This window comes from Serratia proteamaculans (assembly GCF_013337185.1).
Lineage (GTDB): Bacteria > Pseudomonadota > Gammaproteobacteria > Enterobacterales > Enterobacteriaceae > Serratia > Serratia proteamaculans_D.
In genome coordinates this window covers 252,999-270,812 of the sequence record NZ_SWDE01000001.1, presented here as the reverse complement: position 1 = coordinate 270,812, position 17,814 = coordinate 252,999, and the positions used below count along the sequence as shown (strand labels likewise).

Here is a 17,814-nt window from a genome sequence, read left to right as displayed (position 1 = left end):
GGATGACTGAAGATGATGATACTCTCTCACCCCAAGCGGTAGAAGTAATCTGTCAGCAAAAGTTGACAGAACTCTGATTTATCGCTGTTGTTGATGATTTTAAACGCAAGTGAATAACACCATCGGCGTCATTTTAGCTTATCAGCAGAGAGTTATCACAACCGCCAGTAAATTTGCAGATAAATATAATGTATTTACAGGGGGATCGTCTTTCGTCAAGTGCGGGTTACGTATTGGCGTTAGCAGGGTGTAATTGCGGCAAGAAAGAACAATGGCGCCCGAGTGAGCGCCATTGGCGAATTATTTGGCTTTGTTATCACTCTTTTTCATGGTGTCTTTCAACTGGCCAATCAGTTGGCTGCGGAAATCACCCAGTTTCGGTTTTTCCCCTTCCAGCCAGGGCAGCGGACGGCACAGCTCCATCGCCTTGATACCGAGTCGGGCGGTCAGCAAACCGGCACCGATGCCCTGCGCCGCTCGGGCGGACAGTCGGGCGGCCAGGTCTTGCGACATCCAGTCCATGCCCACTTCGCGTACCAGTTCAGAGGCTCCGGCAAAGGCGATATTCAACAGCACCAGGCGGAACAAGCGCAGACGGCTGAAGTAACCCAGTTCAATGCCATACAGCGCGGCGATACGGTTGATCAGCCGAATATTACGCCAGGCGATAAACGCCATATCCACCACCGCCAACGGGCTGACGGCGATCATTAAGGTAGACTCCGCCGCCGAACGGCTGATTTCACGCCGCGCCTGGTTATCCAGCACCGGTTGCACCAGCTTGGCGTACAGCGCTACCACTTCGCGATCGTTCTGAGTTTCATGCAGTGAAGCCTGCCAGCGTTGCAACGCCGGGTGCCCCTGATCGAGACCGGCCTGACGCGCCAGCTTTTCGCAGAATTCACGCCCTTTGCCCAATCCGTGGCTATGCAACAGTTCCCGTGCCACATCTCGTTCTTCTGCACGCTGGCGCAGACGATACAGCCGACGCCATTCGGTCACTACCGAACCCACCCCGGCGAAGACAATCAACCCACCGGCCACGCCACCGCCCATGGCGATCCAATCCTGCTGTACCCAGGCGGTATGCACCCACTGCACGCCCTGCGCCACCACGCTGACACCGAACAGCGTCAGCCCGGCGGTCACCATTTTGCGCCACAGGCTGCGTTTGGGTTTCAGGGCTGCGTTGATAATGCCTTCGGCACGCCCTTCTTCCTCTTCCTGCTGCAGCTCCGGTGCCGCCGGGAAAAAGTGTTCCGCCTGCTGTTCGTCGAAGGCAACGTTGGCACGCAGCACCGGCTCCTGCGGCGGCTCCAACGGCTGTTCGAAATCGATACGCGGTTTTATCGGCTCGCTCATCGCAATTTATCTCCCAGTAAAAACTCCATTACCGCGTCCAGACGGATATGCGGCAACGGACTGTCCACACTCATCGCGCGTGGACGAAACTCATCAAAATGGAAGCCCTGATTTTGCCAGAACGTCGGCCCCGGCAAACGGGCCGGTACTTCGCCTGGGAATACCGTCAGAGGTGCGCCATCGTCCAGACGATTGCCTTTCAGCGCCGGGATGCGCTGCCCCTGATGGTCGACGATACCGCTCTCGGTCGCCTGTACCGAAGCCAGCCCGACGCAGTCCATGCTGATGCCCTCAAACGCCGCGTTTTGCCAGGCTTCCTGCACCAATTGCTGCAGCAACGACACTAAATTGGCATGTTGATCGGCGGTGATGTGATCGGCCTTGGTGGCGGCAAACATCAGTTTATCGATGGTCGGTGAAAATAAGCGGCGGAATAGTGTGCGCTTCCCATAGTGGAAACTCTGCATCAGTTGGGTCAGCGCCAGCCGCATATCGTTGAACGCCTGCGGGCCGCTATTGAGGGGCTGCAGGCAATCCACCAGCACAATCTGGCGATCGAAACGGACAAAATGCTCTTTATAAAAGTTTTTGACGATGGTCTGACAGTAATAGTTGAAGCGCGCACGCAGCATGCCGATGTTGCTGTGTTTATCCGCCTGCGCCAGTTTTGACTCGCCAAGGCTGTCGACGTTTGGCCACGGGAAGAACTGCAATGCCGGCGCACCGGCCAGATCGCCCGGCAACACAAAGCGGCCCGGCTGAATAAAATGCAGCCCTTCACTTTTGCAGCGCAGCAGATAATCGGTATAGGCCTGGGCAATAGCCGCCAACTTGTTTTCATCGGCAGGTGCCAGCGGATCGCAGCTTTTGCACAGTTCCAGCCAGGGTCTGGCCCACTCGGCGCGATCGCCCTGCAGCAAACCGGCCATTTGTCGCGACCAGGCCAGATAGTCCTGTTCCAGCATCGGCAAGTCCAACAACCATTCGCCGGGGTAATCGACAATCTCGAGATACAGCGTTGAAGTGTCTTTGAAATGACGCAGCAGTGAATCGTTGGAGCGATAACGCAACGCCAGGCGAATTTCACTGACGCCACGCGTCGGGGTCGGCCAGCTCGGCGGAGTGCCATAAAGCTGCGCCAGCCCTTCATCATAGGTAAAACGCTGAATGCCGAGATCGCGCTGCGGAATGCGCTTCACGCCCAGCAGACGTTCTTCACGCACCGGCGAGAACAGCGGCATGCGGGCACCGCTGTGAACATGCAGCAATTGGTTGACGAAAGCAGTGATAAAGGCGGTTTTGCCGCTGCGGCTCAGGCCGGTCACCGCCAGACGAAGATGGCGATCCATCCCGCGGTTGACCAGCGACGTTAACTCATTTTGCAGTCGTTTCATTGTTCTCCTTGGCATAACGCCCAAATACCTTGTTCAGCCCTTTGCGGAACAACGGTTCCAGCACCAGCGCCAGGACAAAGCGAATCGGTTTGCGACCTACGGTGCGCAGCAGCCAGCCGGCCGCCCCTGCCGGGCCGTAATTGAGTAACGCTATGATGATGACTTTAGACAATGTCTTCAACATTGCACCTGCTCCTTGTTTAAATCCACCGGATTTAACGGCGTTTACGGCATAGGTTTTTTTCATTATCAATGCCCTCCGGCACAATTTTGTTCAAAAGGATGATGTCAGGTGCGATGCCTGACCTGCGCCATGCGCAGGCCATTGCGCGCCAAGGCGGGGTTATAACTTGCGGAAGCGACTCTGTACGCCGAAGGTGTCCGACGTCACGTAACGTTCAACCTGTCGCAGTTGCTGTTCGCCGCTGCCCAGTTCGTACTCTAACTGGTCGAGCAACTGGCGCGGTGTTTTTTGCTGCTCGCCCTCAAATCGGCTGGCCGGTGCTTCATCCAGCACAAATACCAGCGCGAAATAAGCGATCAGGGTGAAGAAGAACAGTCCGAAGAACATCGACAACACCACGATCACTCGGATCAGGCGTACCGGCACGTCAAAATAATGGGCCAGACCGGCGCAGACGCCCTTCAGCATGCCTTCTTCAGGTACGCGATAAAGCTTTTTACTGCCCAGAGTGTTGTTCATCAAGACTGTCTCCAGTTCGGGTGTTCTGCATCGAGGATCTCTTCCAGCGCCTGAATGCGTTCACGCATGCGCTTGGCATCTTCGGCCAACTGCGCCATACGCTGCATCTCCTGATGGCTCAGTTGAATGCCGTTTTGTTGCCGATTGCTGTAATGCAGCCAAAGCCAAATCGGTGCGACAAACAACACAAAGATTGTCAACGGAATGGCAAGTAATAGAGCACTCATTTCTTTTCCTTCTTAATGCGTCTTGGTGGGCGGCCACAAACCGTGGCCGCTGTCGCCTTACTCAGAGCGGTTCATTTTGGCTTTCAGCGCCGCCAGTTGCTCACTGATGGCGTCGTCGGCTTTCAGCTCGGCAAACTCTTGATCCAGAGACTTCTTTTTACCGATGATGACGCTTTCCGCCTCGGCTTCCATATGGTCGATGCGGCGTTCGAACTGCTCGAAACGCGCCATCGCCTCATCCAGTTTACCGCTGTCGAGCTGACGGCGCACATCACGAGAAGAGGACGCCGCCTGGTGACGCAAGGTCAACGCCTGCTGGCGAGCGCGGGTTTCGGTCAGCTTGTTTTCCAGCTCGCCAATTTCGCTCTTCATACGCGCCAGCGTTTCTTCTACGGTGGACACTTCATGCGTCAGCGTAGTGATCAGGTCGGCCACTTTTTGTTTTTCGATCAGTGCCGCACGGGCCAGATCTTCTTTCTCTTTACGCAGTGCCAGTTCGGCTTTGTCCTGCCAGTCACTAAGCTGGTTTTCACCCTGCTCAATGCGACGCAGTAACTGTTTTTTCTCCGCCAGCGCACGAGCTGAGGTAGAACGGACTTCAACCAGCGTGTCTTCCATTTCCTGGATCATCAAACGCACCAGCTTTTGCGGATCTTCCGCCTTATCCAGCAGCGTATTGATGTTGGCGTTCACGATGTCGGCAAAACGAGAAAAAATACCCATAATTCACTTCCTCTTGGTTCTGATGGCGTCTGAAGCGCCGCGTTGGGTCATACAGATTTCCCTAAGACTTAATCAAAACCCGTGCCAACTTTTATTTAATTGAATAATAAAGATTATTTATTTTTGACTCTCTGTGAGCATACTGTAGAGTGATTATTTTCACCAAACATTGGCGAAATTCATCATGAGCGAACAGTTAGAAAACCTGTTGGGCGAAGCGAATGCCTTTGTCGAAGTATTGGAGCAAGTCTCGCAACTGGCAAAGTTGAACAAACCGGTGTTGGTGATCGGTGAGCGCGGCACCGGTAAAGAACTGATTGCCCACCGCTTGCATTACCTGTCCAACCGCTGGCAGGGGCCGTTTATCTCGCTTAACTGCGCGGCCCTGAATGAAAACCTGCTGGATTCCGAGCTGTTCGGACACGAGGCCGGGGCCTTTACCGGCGCGCAGAAGCGCCATCTGGGCCGCTTTGAACGGGCCGACGGCGGCACGCTGTTTCTCGACGAACTGGCCACCGCACCGATGCTGGTGCAGGAAAAACTGCTGCGGGTGATTGAATACGGCCACCTGGAGCGCGTCGGTGGCAGCCAGCCGCTGCAGGTTGACGTGCGGCTGGTGTGTGCCACCAACGACGATCTGCCCGCACTGGCGGCGGCGGGCAAATTCCGCGCCGACCTGTTGGATCGGCTGGCATTCGACGTGGTGCAGTTACCGCCGCTGCGCCAGCGACAGCAAGACATCATGTTGCTGGCCGAGCACTTTGCGATTCAGATGTGCCGCGAGTTGTCGCTGCCGCTGTTCCCTGGCTTTACCGAACGTGCCAGAGACACCCTGCTCGGCTATCACTGGCCGGGCAACGTGCGTGAATTGAAAAACGTAGTGGAGCGCTCGGTGTATCGGCACGGTACCAGTGACAGCGCGTTGGATCAGATAATCATCAACCCCTTCGCTCAACGGGAAACTATGCCATTGCCCATGGCGCGCGAAACGCCAACTGAGCGGCCAACCCTGCCGCTGGATTTGAAAGCCTGGCAGTTGGCGCAGGAAAAATCACTAATCGAAGCCGCGCTGCAACAGGGAAGATTTAATCAGCGTAAGGCGGCAGAGCTGCTGGGGCTGACCTATCACCAGTTGCGCGGCATGCTGAAAAAGCACGCGCTGTTGCAAAATGGCGAGGCAGAAGAAGAATAACGGGCAAAAAAAAAGCCAGCACCCGAGCTGGCTTAAAAAACACTGGAAGCAATGTGAGCAATGTCGTGCCTTTCACAGCAGAGCCACAAGCTGTGGCCTTCCGTGAACTGCCAGGCGATGATAATAGTTATCAGTATCACCTGTAAAGCACTTTGTTGAGAATCTTTCTCATTACCACACTGTCATTGTGCAATTACCACTCAGGGAAGGGATCGGCCATCTCATGCCAGTAGTCGACCCCCGCCGCCATTTCCTCATCGTTTAGCAGGCAGGCATCCAGCAAACGGGTTATTTCGGCCTGCGGCAGGTTCTGCCCGATAAATACCAGTTCCTGGCGCATATCGCCAAAAGGCTCCACCCACTTCTCCATAATCTGTGCCTGGGTCTCTTCATCCTGCGGCCAGTTTTCCTGTGCGATAGCGCGCCAGAAAGTCCCCGCCAACCCATAATGGGCGATGCCACCGGCCTGGCTCCACTGCCCAGCCTGACGCGGACGCGTCGCCAGCCAGTAGAACCCTTTGGAGCGCAACAGTTTGCCACCGCCCCAGTCGCCGTTGATCACCCGATAGAATTTATCTGGTGCAAAAGGTCGACGCGCCCGATAAACAAAACTGCTGATGCCATAGTTCTCGGTTTCAGGCAGGTGCTCACCCCGCAGTTCCTTAAGCCAGCCCGGAGCCTGCTGCGCTTTGTCAAAGCTGAAGCTGCCGGTGTTTAATACCGCCTCCAGCGGCAGTTTGCCGGGAGAGATAGCGATGATTTTGGCATCCGGGTTCAGGCTGGCGAGCAGCGCCATCACTTCGCCCTGTTGCTCGGGGGTCAGCAAATCAGTTTTACTCACCAGCATCACGTCGCAGAACTCAATCTGTTCGATCAGCAAATCGGCCACGCTGCGCAAATCATCCTCGCCCAGGCTTTGACCCGCCTCCTGCAGTGACTGCGCCTGCTGGTACTGCTGGATAAAGTTGACCCCGTCTACCACGGTGACCAGAGTATCCAGACGGGCGAAGTGCGACAGGCTTTCGCCCTGCTCGTCCTCAAAGGTGAAGGTTTCTGCCACCGGCAAGGGTTCGGAGATACCGCTGGACTCGATCAGCAGATAATCAAACCGACCGGCCTGCGCCAGTTCGCGCACTGAAATCAGCAGGTCTTCACGCAGCGTGCAGCAAATGCAGCCATTGCTCATCTCCACCAGCTTTTCCTGCTGGCGATCGAGCTGGACTTCGTTCTCGACCAGCGCGGCGTCGATGTTCACTTCACTCATGTCGTTGACGATCACCGCCACGCGCATGCCCTGACGATTATTCAGAATATGGTTCAACACCGTGGTTTTACCGGCGCCGAGAAAGCCGGAAAGTACGGTTACGGGTAATGGATTCATGGGGGTCCTCACTCAAAACTCATTGCGTAATGCCTGGTAACCGCGCACCAGTTCAACGTTAGTGGCGGCCACTTCTTCAGAAAATTGCAGTGCGCCGCGATCGACCTGCGGGTAAAGCGACAGATCGCTGTCGGCACCGACACGTTCGGTTGACGGGATATACAGGTTTTCCGGCAGCGTCACGCCATCCACCACCGCGTTGTAGCGCACCACACAGCCGGAACCGATATGGCAATTGAACAGCACGCTGTTAAAACCGATAAACACCCGATCTTCAATGCGACACGGGCCGTGGACAATGGCGCGATGGGCAATGGAGCTGAAGCGGCCGATGGTGACCGCAGCGCCACTTTTCGAGTGGATCACCACGCCGTCCTGAATATTGGAATGGGAACCGATAATGATCGGCTCCATGTCCCCGGCCGCATTCAGTTCGTCCGCACGGATCACGGCATAGGGGCCAACGTAGACAAAATCTTCGACAATCACCCGGCCGCAAATAATGGCGGTAGGATCGATGTAGGCATTCGCTGAAACCTGTGGCAGATGGCCACTGGGGTTTTTACGCAGCATTTTCAGCCTCCTGCCAGCTTAACTCCGCCACCGCATTGTGGGCGTGCAGGCTTTCCTGATGCTCCACACGCAATGAAAAAGCGCGGTGGTTGCACTGGCTGCGCAGCATCCGATACAGGCGGCGCGCGGCATCCTCACAGAACATCAGGTTCTGGCCATTAGCCAGGGCAAATGCTTGCTCGTCCTGACGTTTCACCAGCGTCTGCAGCGGTGTGCCCAGCGCATGCTCGATGCGATCGATTAAATTGACCACCGGCAATTCGGCCTCGTCCTCATTGAGCGTGACCGTCACCCAGGCCCAACTGCGCTGGCTATGCGGCGTGCCAGGCATGCCCTGTTCACCCAGCCAGTCAATGACCTGCTGCTGATCGACTTTGTCCGCTGACTGTTCGAAATCAAACTGAAACTGCTGCTGCGCCAGTTGGCGACTAAGCGCTGCCGAGCTCGGACAGGTGGAGGAATAGGGCACGCCCACCGTCAACGACAGGGTTAACCCGGCGGTTAGCCTGGCATCAATTTTCAGTGGGTAAGCTTTCCAGCCGCGATGTGCCGACAGCAGCGCCGGGCGCGACAGCAGCAGTTCGCCACTGATACTCAGGCTGGCACTGTCACTGTGTTCCGGCTGCGACGCCAGAAAAGCCCGCAGCGAGTCAGCAATACGTTGCGGCGTCAGTTCGCCCTGAGTCAATTCATCCAGCGTCAGGTACAGGCGCGACATATGTATTCCACGTGCACCATGGCGACTGGCACGCAGATTGATCCCAGCATTAACTTTTGCCATCAGCGGCTTGCCCGCCAACTCCAGCGGCAGTGCGATCCCTTGCATCCCTACCCAATCGAGTCCGACATCACTCATTGCCCCCTGCCAGGCCTGTGCATCTGGCAGCGGCTGGGTTGGTGGAAGTGCAACCTTGTTCATACATCCCCTTGCGATTATTGATACATTGCCAGAGAAAGGTAACATTATTTTGTTATGTTATAACATATCAATTGAAACTTTTTTGCCCATGACGGCGAATTGTTCAATCAAGTAGCAGAAAACTCAGCCATTTTGCTCAATGGATTGGGCTGTTCGTCAGAGTGCGATACACTAAGGCTATTGCTTATTAACCCATGAAGCCTCTATGCGTGGTTTACCCCTTTGGATTTTGTCGCTGAGTTGCCTGGCGAGCACCGCCCTGGCCTCAACACCTCCTGCGCCCGCCGTGGCCCCTCCGCTGCCGGACATCCGCCAAAGCGGCTTTGTCTATTGTGTCAGCGGCATACTGAACACCTTTAACCCGCAGATGGCCAGCAGCGGCCTGACGGTCGATACCCTGGCCGCACAGCTGTACGATCGTCTGCTGGATGTTGACCCCTATACTTATCGGCTGATCCCCGAACTGGCGCAAAGCTGGGAAGTGCTGGATAACGGCGCGACCTACCGTTTCCATCTGCGTAAGGATGTGCCCTTCCAGACCACCGCCTGGTTCACACCGACCCGGAAACTGAACGCCGACGACGTGGTATTCAGCTTCGAGCGCGTGTTTAACCAGAAGCACCCATACCATGACGTCAACGGCGGCGAGTATCCGTACTTCGACAGCCTGCAGTTTGGCGACTCGGTGCAAAGCGTGAAAAAGCTCGACGAATACACGGTCGAAATCCGCCTGCAAGCACCGGACGCCTCCTTCCTGTGGCATATCGCGACCCACTATGCGCCGGTGCTGTCGGCTGAATACGCTGACAACCTGACACGTGAAGGGCGCCAGGAAATGATCGACCGCGAACCTGTCGGTAGCGGGCCCTTCCTGCTGAATGAATATCGCTCCGGGCAATACATTCGTCTGGCACGCAACGATCTGTACTGGAAAGGTAAACCGCGTATGCCGCAGGTGGTGATCGACCTGGGTGCCGGTGGCACCGGTCGGTTGTCGAAGCTGCTGACCGGCGAGTGCGATGTACTGGCCTATCCGGCCGCCAGCCAGCTTTCTATTCTGCGTGATGACCCGCGTCTGCGCCTGACGCTGCGCCCGGGGATGAATATCGCCTATCTGGCGTTCAACACCCGCAAACCGCCGCTGGATAACCTGAAAGTTCGTCAGGCGATTTCGCTGGCAATCAATAACCAGCGTCTGATGCAGTCGATTTACTACGGCACGGCAGAAACCGCCGCTTCTATTTTGCCGCGCGCTTCGTGGGCATACGACAATGATGCGCACGTCACCGAGTTTAATCCGGCTAAATCACGCGAAATGCTGAAACAGGCAGGTATTGAGTCACTCAACCTGCGCTTGTGGGTGCCTACCGCTTCACAATCCTACAACCCCAGCCCGCTGAAGACCGCCGAACTGATCCAGGCCGATTTGGCCCAGGTGGGGATCAAAGTCACCATCGTGCCGGTTGAAGGCCGCTTCCAGGAAGCCCGGTTGATGGAGATGAATCACGACCTGACCCTGACCGGTTGGGCCACCGACAGTAACGACCCGGACAGCTTCTTCCGGCCACTGCTGAGCTGCGCGGCAATCCGCTCACAAACCAACTATGCTCACTGGTGTGACCCAAGTTTTGACGAAGTGCTGCAAAATGCCCTGCTGTCACAGCAGTTGGCGCAGCGAATCGAAAACTATCAGAAGGCGCAGAAAATTCTCGAACAACAACTGCCGGTGTTGCCGCTGGCGTCTTCATTGCGCCTGCAGGCCTATCGTTACGACATCAAGGGATTGGTACTGAGCCCGTTTGGCAATGCGTCATTTGCCGGCGTGTTCCGTGAATCTGCGGAGGGGCCGAAAAAGTGATTATCTTTACCTTACGCCGTTGCCTGCTGCTGCTGATCACGCTGTTCTTCCTGACGCTGGTCAGCTTTAGCCTGAGTTATTTCACACCGCGTGCCCCGCTGAACGGTGCCGCCCTGCTGGATGCCTATCAGTTTTACTTTGTCAGTCTATTGCACTGGGATTTTGGCGTTTCCAGCATTAACGGCCAGGCCATCAGCGAGCAACTCCGTGAAGTGTTCCCGGCGACCATGGAACTGTGCATTCTGGCTTTCACCCTGGCGTTATTTATCGGTATTCCGCTGGGGATTATTGCCGGCGTGATGCGCGGTAAATGGCAGGACACCGCCATCAGCACCTTTGCGCTGCTCGGTTTCTCGATGCCGGTGTTCTGGCTGGCACTGCTGCTGATGCTGTTTTTCTCACTGCACCTCGGATGGCTACCGGTTTCCGGCCGTTTCGATCTGCTGTATCAGGTTAAACCGATCACCGGCTTTGCCCTGATTGACGCCTGGCTATCTGATTCGCCCTATCGCAGCGAAATGATTGGCAGCGCGCTACGCCATATGATCCTGCCAATTGCCGCACTGGCGGTAGCACCGACCACCGAGGTAGTGCGCCTGATGCGTATCAGCACCGACGACGTACTCAACCAGAACTACATCAAAGCCGCCGCGACCCGTGGGCTGTCCCGTTTCACCATTATCCGCCGCCACGTGCTGCATAATGCCCTGCCGCCGATCGTGCCCAAACTGGGCCTGCAGTTCTCTACCATGCTGACGCTGGCGATGATCACCGAAGTGGTGTTCAGCTGGCCGGGCCTCGGGCGCTGGATGATTAATGCCATCCGCCAGCAGGATTACGCGGCGATCTCCGCCGGAGTGATGGTGGTGGGCACGCTGGTGATCACCATTAACGTGCTGGCCGATATCTTGGGCGCTGCCACCAACCCACTGAAACATAAGGAATGGTATGCCCTTAGATAACGTATACCGCGAAAAGAAAATGCCGAGTCCGCTGCTCTACACCTGGCGGATTTTTTACGGTGATGCGCTGGCGATGATTGGCTTCTACGGCGTGATAGCGCTGCTGCTGCTTTCCCTGTTCGGCAGCCTGCTGGCACCTTATGCGCTCGATCAACAGTTCCTGGGCTATCAACTGTTGCCACCTTCCTGGTCGCGTTACGGCAACGTTTCCTTCTTCCTGGGCACTGACGACCTCGGTCGCGATATTCTCAGCCGTCTGCTGGCCGGTACCGCCGCCACTTACGGCGCCGCACTGCTGGTCACCGTGGCCGCTTCCGTGGTCGGGGTGATACTGGGGGTATTTGCCGGCGTCACCCGTGGTTTTCGCTCTGCGGTGCTCAATCATATTCTCGACACCCTGCTCTCCATCCCTTCGCTGCTGCTGGCGATTGTGGTGGTGGCGTTTCTCGGGCCCAAGCTCGAACACGCCATGCTGGCCGTTTGGCTGGCGTTATTGCCACGCATGGTGCGCACTATCTACAGCGCAGTACACGACGAGCTGGAAAAAGAATATGTGGTCGCGGTGCGTCTGGACGGTGCCTCTACGCTGCAGATCCTGTGGTATGCCGTGATGCCTAATATTGTGGCGGTGCTGGTGACGGAGTTCACCCGAGCGCTGTCGATGGCGATCCTGGATATTGCCGCACTCGGCTTCCTCGATCTCGGCGCACAGCTCCCGTCACCGGAATGGGGAGCCATGCTCGGCGATTCGCTGGAGCTGGTGTATGTCGCCCCCTGGACGGTAATGCTGCCCGGTGCCGCGATCCTGATCAGCGTGCTGCTGGTTAACCTGTTGGGCGACGGAATGCGCCGCGCAATCAATACAGGGGTGGAATAATGCCATTACTTGATATCCGCAACCTGACGATTGAATTTATGACCGCCGAAGGGCCGGTCAAGGCGGTTGATCGTGTCAGCATGACGTTGAGCGAAGGGGAAGTCCGTGGTTTGGTGGGCGAATCCGGTTCAGGCAAAAGCCTGATCGCAAAGGCAATTTGCGGCGTCACCAAAGACAACTGGCGCGTTACCGCCGACCGTTTCCGTTTTGACGATATCGACCTGCTGCAACTGACCCCGCGTGAACGACGCAAACTGGTCGGGCATAACGTTTCGATGATCTTCCAGGAACCGCAGTCTTGTCTGGATCCGTCCGAAAGCATTGGCCGCCAGTTGGCGCAGGCGATCCCTGGCTGGACCTATAAGGGCCGTTGGTGGCAACGTTTTAACTGGCGCAAACGCCGCGCGATTGAGCTACTGCACCGCGTGGGGATCAAGGATCACAAGGACATTATGGGCAGCTTCCCCTATGAGCTGACCGACGGCGAATGCCAGAAAGTGATGATCGCCATCGCCCTGGCCAATCAGCCGCGCCTGCTGATTGCCGACGAACCCACCAACGCCATGGAACCGACCACCCAGGCGCAGATTTTCCGCCTGCTGGCGCGCCTGAACCAAAACAACAACACCACCATTTTGCTGATCAGCCACGATTTGCAAATGATGAGTAAATGGGCGGATCGGGTCAACGTGCTGTACTGCGGCCAAACGGTGGAAAGCGCCCAGTGTGAAGACCTGCTGGCCGCGCCGCACCATCCTTACACCCAGGCGCTGATCCGCTCAATGCCGGACTTCGGCCGCGCCTTGCCGCATAAAAGCCGTCTCAACACCCTGCCGGGTGCCATTCCGTCGCTGGAGCATTTACCTATCGGTTGCCGCCTGGGGCCACGTTGCCCTTATGCCCAGAAAAAGTGCATTGAAACACCACGCCTGCGCCCGGTGAAAAACCACCTGTTCGCCTGCCACTTCCCGCTGAACATGGAGGAGCAATAACATGGAAACGCTGTTGGAAGTGCGTAATCTGAGCAAAACCTACCGCTACCGCACCGGGCTGTTTCGCCGCCAGCACGTTGAGGCAGTGAAATCGGTCAGCTTTACCCTGCGTGAGCGACAAACGCTGGCCATCATCGGCGAGAACGGCTCCGGTAAATCGACGTTGGCCAAGATGCTGTCCGGCATGGTGGAGCCTTCATCCGGCGAACTGCTGATCGACGATCATCGGCTCAACTATGGCGACTATCGCTATCGTAGCCAGCGCATTCGCATGATATTTCAGGATCCGAGCACTTCGCTCAATCCTCGCCAGCGTATTGGCCAACTGCTGGATGCCCCGCTGCGGCTGAATACCGAAATGGCGGCCCCGGAGCGCGAGCAGCACATCAACCAGACGCTACGCCAGGTAGGGATGTTGCCGGACCACGCCAATTATTATCCGCATATGCTGGCCTCAGGCCAGAAACAGCGAGTGGCATTGGCCCGTGCGCTGATCCTGCAACCCAAGGTGATCGTGGCCGATGAGGCGCTGGCCTCACTGGATATGTCGATGCGCTCGCAGATCATCAACCTGATGCTCGAATTGCAGGAGAAACACGGCATCTCCTATATCTACGTGACCCAGCATTTGGGGATGATGAAGCATATCAGCGATCAGGTGATGGTAATGCACGAAGGGGAAATCGTCGAACGCGGGAGTACCGCAGAAGTACTGGCTTCCCCGCTGCACGAACTGACCAAACGCCTGATCGCCAGCCACTTTGGTGAAGCCCTCACCGCGGACGCCTGGCGACGCGATGGCGGCAGATTCTGATCTTTCGGTCCTGAGATGCATGAGCCCCTCACCCCGGCCCTCTCCCTTTGGAGAGGGTGACGTCCGCTTTAGCCATGCCGGACAGACTTGTTGATCTACCCGGCACTGGCTTAGCCAATATCCTCAAATACAAATTACATTTTTGTTATATCTCATTATATTTTATTCCATTCAGTTATTGATTAGCACTTAACATTATTTTATCTCGTCAATCGAATCGGTGAGGATATCCCCTACGTTGAGCTTCTTAAACGACAGGATATCGCACTGATGAACAGCCCTCGCCATCGCCAACTCGCGCAGTTTTTGCTCGCTTTAGCCGCAGGTTTCTCTGTTTATGACCACGCACTGTGTTGCGACGGTCAGCGTTGATCCTGCCATTCCGTGCCCCTCTGCGGGCAGATTGCCTTTTTATCTTGCCGCCGTTGCCTTTTGCAGCGGTGGCTATTGTGCTTGATTAAGGACTATCCCCTATGGAACTACTACGTCGACAACATAATGCCCAGTGGTATCACGAAACCCAAAGCAGCGTGCGCGGTGACCAGCCGCTGGAACCCCAGGCGGCCGGTATCCGCGATCGCTTCCTGCTGGGGCTGGGCGCTTTTGCCGACGAAGCGCTGAACACGGCACTGACCGCACGCGCCGGGGTATTTAACGCCTCGCTGGCCAGTTACCACGTGCTGTTCCCGGATCGGGTCGAATTAACGCGATCAGTGACATTGTCACCTTACGATCGCCTCAGCACTGCGTTGACGGTGGCTCAGGTGACCGGCGTGCAATCCCTCTGTAGCCATTACGCTGCCCGCCTCGCCCCGCTGTACAGCCCTGATGCCTCACGTGAAAGCAATATCCGCCTGGCGCAAATCACCCAATATGCCCGCCAACTTGCCGGTCAGCCGACCCTGATTTGCCCGAAAGCATTGCAGCAGCTCAGCGACGTCGGGCTCAGCCCGGCGGATATTGTGACGTTTTCGCAGATTATCGGCTTTGTCAGCTATCAGGCACGGGTGGTGGCCGGCGTGGCCGCATTGGCCGGGCGGCCCACTGGCGTGGTGCCCGGTTTCCCGAACATAGCGGATGCTGAAAGTGTGGTCTTCACCACGGAAGAACTGGCATGGCAAGCACGGCTGCCATCGGTGGTGCTGGAAGAGGCATGCGCTGAACAGCTTGACGTGCTGGATCAAAGCCATCCCGACGCCCGCAGCGAGTCTTATTATCTGCTGCTGGCCCATGATGCCGCTGCACTACGTGAGCGCAACGGCGTATTTAACAGTATCAACGCCGACGGCTATGGCCTTTCGGCGCGGCTGAAAGCACTGGCGACGCTGGCGGTTTCCCGCATTAACGGCAGCCGCTACTGCACCTCCACCGTGGCGCAGGATATTGAGCATGACTTATTGGTGAGTGCTCTGTTAGACAATATTGATCATGGGCTGGAGAGCACCGATAACCCGGTTCATCAGGCGGTGATCCGCGTGGCTGCAGACCTGACCCGCACGCCGGAAAAATTCACTCCGCGTAGCGTGCAGGCGTTGTTTAACAGTGGGATGAATCAGGCACAGGCGCTGGACGTGATCCTCACCGGGGCACTCTACGCCTGGGAGAACCGCTTACGCCAAACCCTGGGTGACACGCAGCACTTCAGCGAAAGCCAGGCAGAATAGTTACCGCAACAGCCAACCGCGCGCGGCATCAAAAAAGTGCTGCGCCAATGGCGATGCACGCCCCGGCTCGGCGGTCACCACTGCGGCATGGCGTGACATGGCTGCGATGGCAATCTGCCGGTGCTGCAACTCCGGCATCATGCTCGGCAACAGGTTGCCTGGCGGAAATAATCCGCAGCCCAGACCAACAAAAATGCCCTGCAGCAATTGGAATATCGAGGTGGTTTCCATGCGGACATGCAGCGTCAAACCGGCTTCACGGAAGTTTTGATCAAGGTAGCGGCGGAAGTAGCGCGTCGGTTCCGCCAGACACAGCGGCAGTGCAGCCACCTCCTCCAGCGTCATTGGCGCGTCCCCTGTCAGCTCGGGGAAGTACTCTGGGTGGAACACCAACTCAACGCCGGCGTCCGCCAGCGGCTGTGACTGGAAATGCAGCTCCTGCAGCGTGGAAAGCTCAAAGAAGCCGATGCCGATATCCACGGTATGCGCCGTCAGCGCCTCCAGTAACTGATCGGCACTCAACACCGACACCCGGTAATCCAACTGCGGAAAACGCTCGCTGACCGCCTTTAACATTTGTGCCAGCGAAATACTGCATTGAGGAACGGCACCGATGCGCAGCGTGCCGTTAAGGCCGTGCTTAAGTGACTCCACCTCCAGCTTCAGCCCCTGATACACCGAGACAATCTCACGCGCCCACGACAGCACCCGCTCACCTTCGGCGGTAAAGCCTTCGAAATTGTTGCCGCGATTGATTAACGAGACACCCAGCTCTTTTTCCAAATTTTTCAGCCGCATGGATAGCGTTGGCTGGCTGACAAAGCTGACTTGCGCCGCACGACCAAAGTGGCGTTCACGTTCGAGATTGCATAGGTAAATCAGTTGCTTAATATCGATTTTATTTATTTCCAGCTATTACAGCAAAGGTTGCAGGAGGCCATTACGTATACACTGATGTACTGACTAAAACACTCCAGCGGGTTACAGCGCACTGTAACAATATTTTTTATGATAATCCTTATCTTGGCAAGTCTTGGATCGGTACGTCGTTCCTGTAAGCAGGACATAAAAAACCCAGCTCAGTGGCCGGGTTGGGAACATTTACCAGGATAGCTTCAATTCACCGAGTACTTTTCCTTCAGTCTGTCAAGACGTACGGCATCACGCTCTGTAAATTCCGCATTACCAAAAATAGGCTTGCCATCAGCATCGTCGACTCCCACTACCGTAACGGTAAATACAGCATCAGCCGGAAGCTTTAGTTTTCCCCAATCAGAAAACCGATTAGGGGCCAGAGCCCAATCCGCTTTTTCACCGGGCTCAAGACCACCGGCAATTTCATAATTGAATGAATCGCTAAACCACGGAACAGATCTGTCGGGACTTGCAATTACCCCCTTAAAGTGCGCACGAGATACTGCTTTAGGCGTGGCATTTTCTACACTTAACGCAATGATTGGCTGGTCGCTTCCATATTTCTCTTTTTGGAAGTAAAACCGAGAGCTCGTCACTTTAAAAGCTTTCAGTTGCTCAACACTTTCTGCGGAGGTTTTTTTTCTGTTTTCTAACTCAGTAATCTCTTGCAGAGCCTGTTCTTTTTCTCTTTTTTGACGCTCCAACTTGATTGTTTCTGCATAAGAGATAACTTCATCACCCGTTTTACCCGCCAGAGCAGTCTTCATTTTGTTTTGTACAAAATCTGCGTCTTTAGTCACTCCTGCCTGCATGAGATCCCGCATGCTGACCTGACTGAACGCGACCACTTTAAGCGCGTCATCAAATTGAGGCTGCTTTTCCTGGGGGAGTGCTTCCCTAATCTTCTGAATGGATTCTTTCATTGACTCGTCAGTAGACGCATCTATTTTGGGTTTGTCACATGCTGACAGTAAAAAGGCCAGCATTGTTACACCAATCAATTTTTTCACTTCCCTATCCCCATAGATAAATTTTTAACTATTGTTTAAGACAACCAAATAACGCCCACGCCTTAACCAGATCGCAATCACCTTGATTACAATCGGAAATATCCTAACATTTTAGTGGGATTGTTCAATGTGAAAAAAATTTGAGGACTGTTTGATTAGTAACTCTCATATTTAGATAAGATCGTCACCACCATCGTCAAGGATATATCATCGCTGCAGGATTTCGGGCGCAGAGCACTGCGCCCCGG

The 17,814-nt window shown here is 55.7% G+C and carries 18 protein-coding genes; 7 read left to right on the top strand and 11 right to left on the bottom strand.

From position 1 onward, the window contains the following. Positions 1-300 precede the first annotated feature (300 nt). From FCL49_RS01350 to pspA, 6 genes are all read right to left on the bottom strand, one after another. A complete protein-coding gene (locus tag FCL49_RS01350) occupies positions 301-1,362 on the bottom strand; it encodes a YcjF family protein (protein WP_012145346.1) in 1,062 nt (353 codons plus the stop codon). Continuing rightward, on the bottom strand, positions 1,359-2,756 hold the full coding sequence (locus tag FCL49_RS01345) for a YcjX family protein (RefSeq protein WP_153860273.1): 1,398 nt from the start codon (positions 2,754-2,756) through the stop codon (positions 1,359-1,361). The genes FCL49_RS01350 and FCL49_RS01345 overlap by 4 nt, the downstream gene beginning before the upstream one ends. Continuing rightward, entirely contained in the window at positions 2,737-3,003 is a 267-nt protein-coding gene (pspD, locus tag FCL49_RS01340) for a phage shock protein PspD (protein WP_017892999.1), read from the bottom strand. Before pspD ends, FCL49_RS01345 begins: the two co-directional genes overlap by 20 nt. Positions 3,004-3,099: 96 nt before the next feature. Next, positions 3,100-3,459 (bottom strand): envelope stress response membrane protein PspC, encoded by a 360-nt coding sequence (pspC, locus tag FCL49_RS01335; protein ID WP_012145350.1) that lies wholly within the window; start codon positions 3,457-3,459, stop codon positions 3,100-3,102. Further along, a complete protein-coding gene (gene pspB, locus FCL49_RS01330; protein ID WP_174352091.1) occupies positions 3,459-3,686 on the bottom strand; it encodes an envelope stress response membrane protein PspB in 228 nt (75 codons plus the stop codon). The genes pspC and pspB overlap by 1 nt, the downstream gene beginning before the upstream one ends. Positions 3,687-3,743: 57 nt before the next feature. Next, the gene (pspA, locus tag FCL49_RS01325; protein ID WP_115184563.1) at positions 3,744-4,409 is read right to left on the bottom strand and encodes a phage shock protein PspA; all 666 of its coding nucleotides are present in this window, start codon (positions 4,407-4,409) and stop codon (positions 3,744-3,746) included. Between the two features lie 184 nt (positions 4,410-4,593). Here pspA and pspF point away from each other — a divergent pair, with 184 nt between their 5' ends. Next, positions 4,594-5,601 carry a phage shock protein operon transcriptional activator gene (pspF, locus tag FCL49_RS01320; protein WP_174352090.1) on the top strand — a complete coding sequence of 336 codons (1,008 nt, stop codon included), beginning with the start codon at positions 4,594-4,596 and terminating at the stop codon, positions 5,599-5,601. Between the two features lie 193 nt (positions 5,602-5,794). Here pspF and zigA read toward each other — a convergent pair whose 3' ends face one another. The 3 genes from zigA to folE2 are packed head-to-tail and all read right to left on the bottom strand — an operon-like array spanning position 5,795 to position 8,474. Beyond that, positions 5,795-6,982, bottom strand: a complete 1,188-nt coding sequence (gene zigA / locus FCL49_RS01315) for a zinc metallochaperone GTPase ZigA (protein ID WP_135316763.1) — start codon at positions 6,980-6,982, stop codon at positions 5,795-5,797. A gap of 12 nt (positions 6,983-6,994) precedes the next feature. Then, complete coding sequence (locus FCL49_RS01310) at positions 6,995-7,555, bottom strand: carbonate dehydratase (protein WP_174352089.1); 561 nt, start codon at positions 7,553-7,555, stop codon at positions 6,995-6,997. Continuing rightward, a complete protein-coding gene (gene folE2, locus FCL49_RS01305; RefSeq protein ID WP_174352088.1) occupies positions 7,545-8,474 on the bottom strand; it encodes a GTP cyclohydrolase FolE2 in 930 nt (309 codons plus the stop codon). The genes FCL49_RS01310 and folE2 overlap by 11 nt, the downstream gene beginning before the upstream one ends. 205 nt (positions 8,475-8,679) lie before the next feature. On the opposite strand from folE2, the gene sapA reads away from it, so the two are divergent. The 6 genes from sapA (at position 8,680) to FCL49_RS01275 (ending at position 15,641) form a co-directional block, all read left to right on the top strand. After that, the gene (sapA, locus tag FCL49_RS01300; protein WP_174352087.1) at positions 8,680-10,332 is read left to right on the top strand and encodes an ABC transporter substrate-binding protein SapA; all 1,653 of its coding nucleotides are present in this window, start codon (positions 8,680-8,682) and stop codon (positions 10,330-10,332) included. Then, a complete protein-coding gene (gene sapB / locus FCL49_RS01295; protein WP_135316767.1) occupies positions 10,329-11,294 on the top strand; it encodes a putrescine export ABC transporter permease SapB in 966 nt (321 codons plus the stop codon). The genes sapA and sapB overlap by 4 nt, the downstream gene beginning before the upstream one ends. Then, entirely contained in the window at positions 11,281-12,171 is an 891-nt protein-coding gene (sapC, locus tag FCL49_RS01290; protein WP_012145359.1) for a putrescine export ABC transporter permease SapC, read from the top strand. Before sapB ends, sapC begins: the two co-directional genes overlap by 14 nt. Beyond that, on the top strand, positions 12,171-13,163 hold the full coding sequence (gene sapD, locus FCL49_RS01285; RefSeq protein WP_012145360.1) for a putrescine export ABC transporter ATP-binding protein SapD: 993 nt from the start codon (positions 12,171-12,173) through the stop codon (positions 13,161-13,163). Before sapC ends, sapD begins: the two co-directional genes overlap by 1 nt. A gap of 1 nt (position 13,164) precedes the next feature. Next, positions 13,165-13,977, top strand: coding sequence for a putrescine export ABC transporter ATP-binding protein SapF (sapF, locus tag FCL49_RS01280; protein WP_099062884.1), 813 nt, complete (start codon positions 13,165-13,167; stop codon positions 13,975-13,977). A 473-nt stretch (positions 13,978-14,450) separates the two neighbouring features. Then, complete coding sequence (locus FCL49_RS01275) at positions 14,451-15,641, top strand: CMD domain-containing protein (RefSeq protein ID WP_174352086.1); 1,191 nt, start codon at positions 14,451-14,453, stop codon at positions 15,639-15,641. On the opposite strand, the gene FCL49_RS01270 is transcribed toward FCL49_RS01275, so the two are convergent. Together FCL49_RS01270 and FCL49_RS01265 are read right to left on the bottom strand one after the other, a co-directional pair. Then, positions 15,642-16,538 carry a LysR family transcriptional regulator gene (locus tag FCL49_RS01270; protein ID WP_174353427.1) on the bottom strand — a complete coding sequence of 299 codons (897 nt, stop codon included), beginning with the start codon at positions 16,536-16,538 and terminating at the stop codon, positions 15,642-15,644. A gap of 218 nt (positions 16,539-16,756) precedes the next feature. Next, positions 16,757-17,566, bottom strand: coding sequence for a DUF6694 family lipoprotein (locus tag FCL49_RS01265; RefSeq protein WP_174352085.1), 810 nt, complete (start codon positions 17,564-17,566; stop codon positions 16,757-16,759). Positions 17,567-17,814 lie beyond the last annotated feature (248 nt).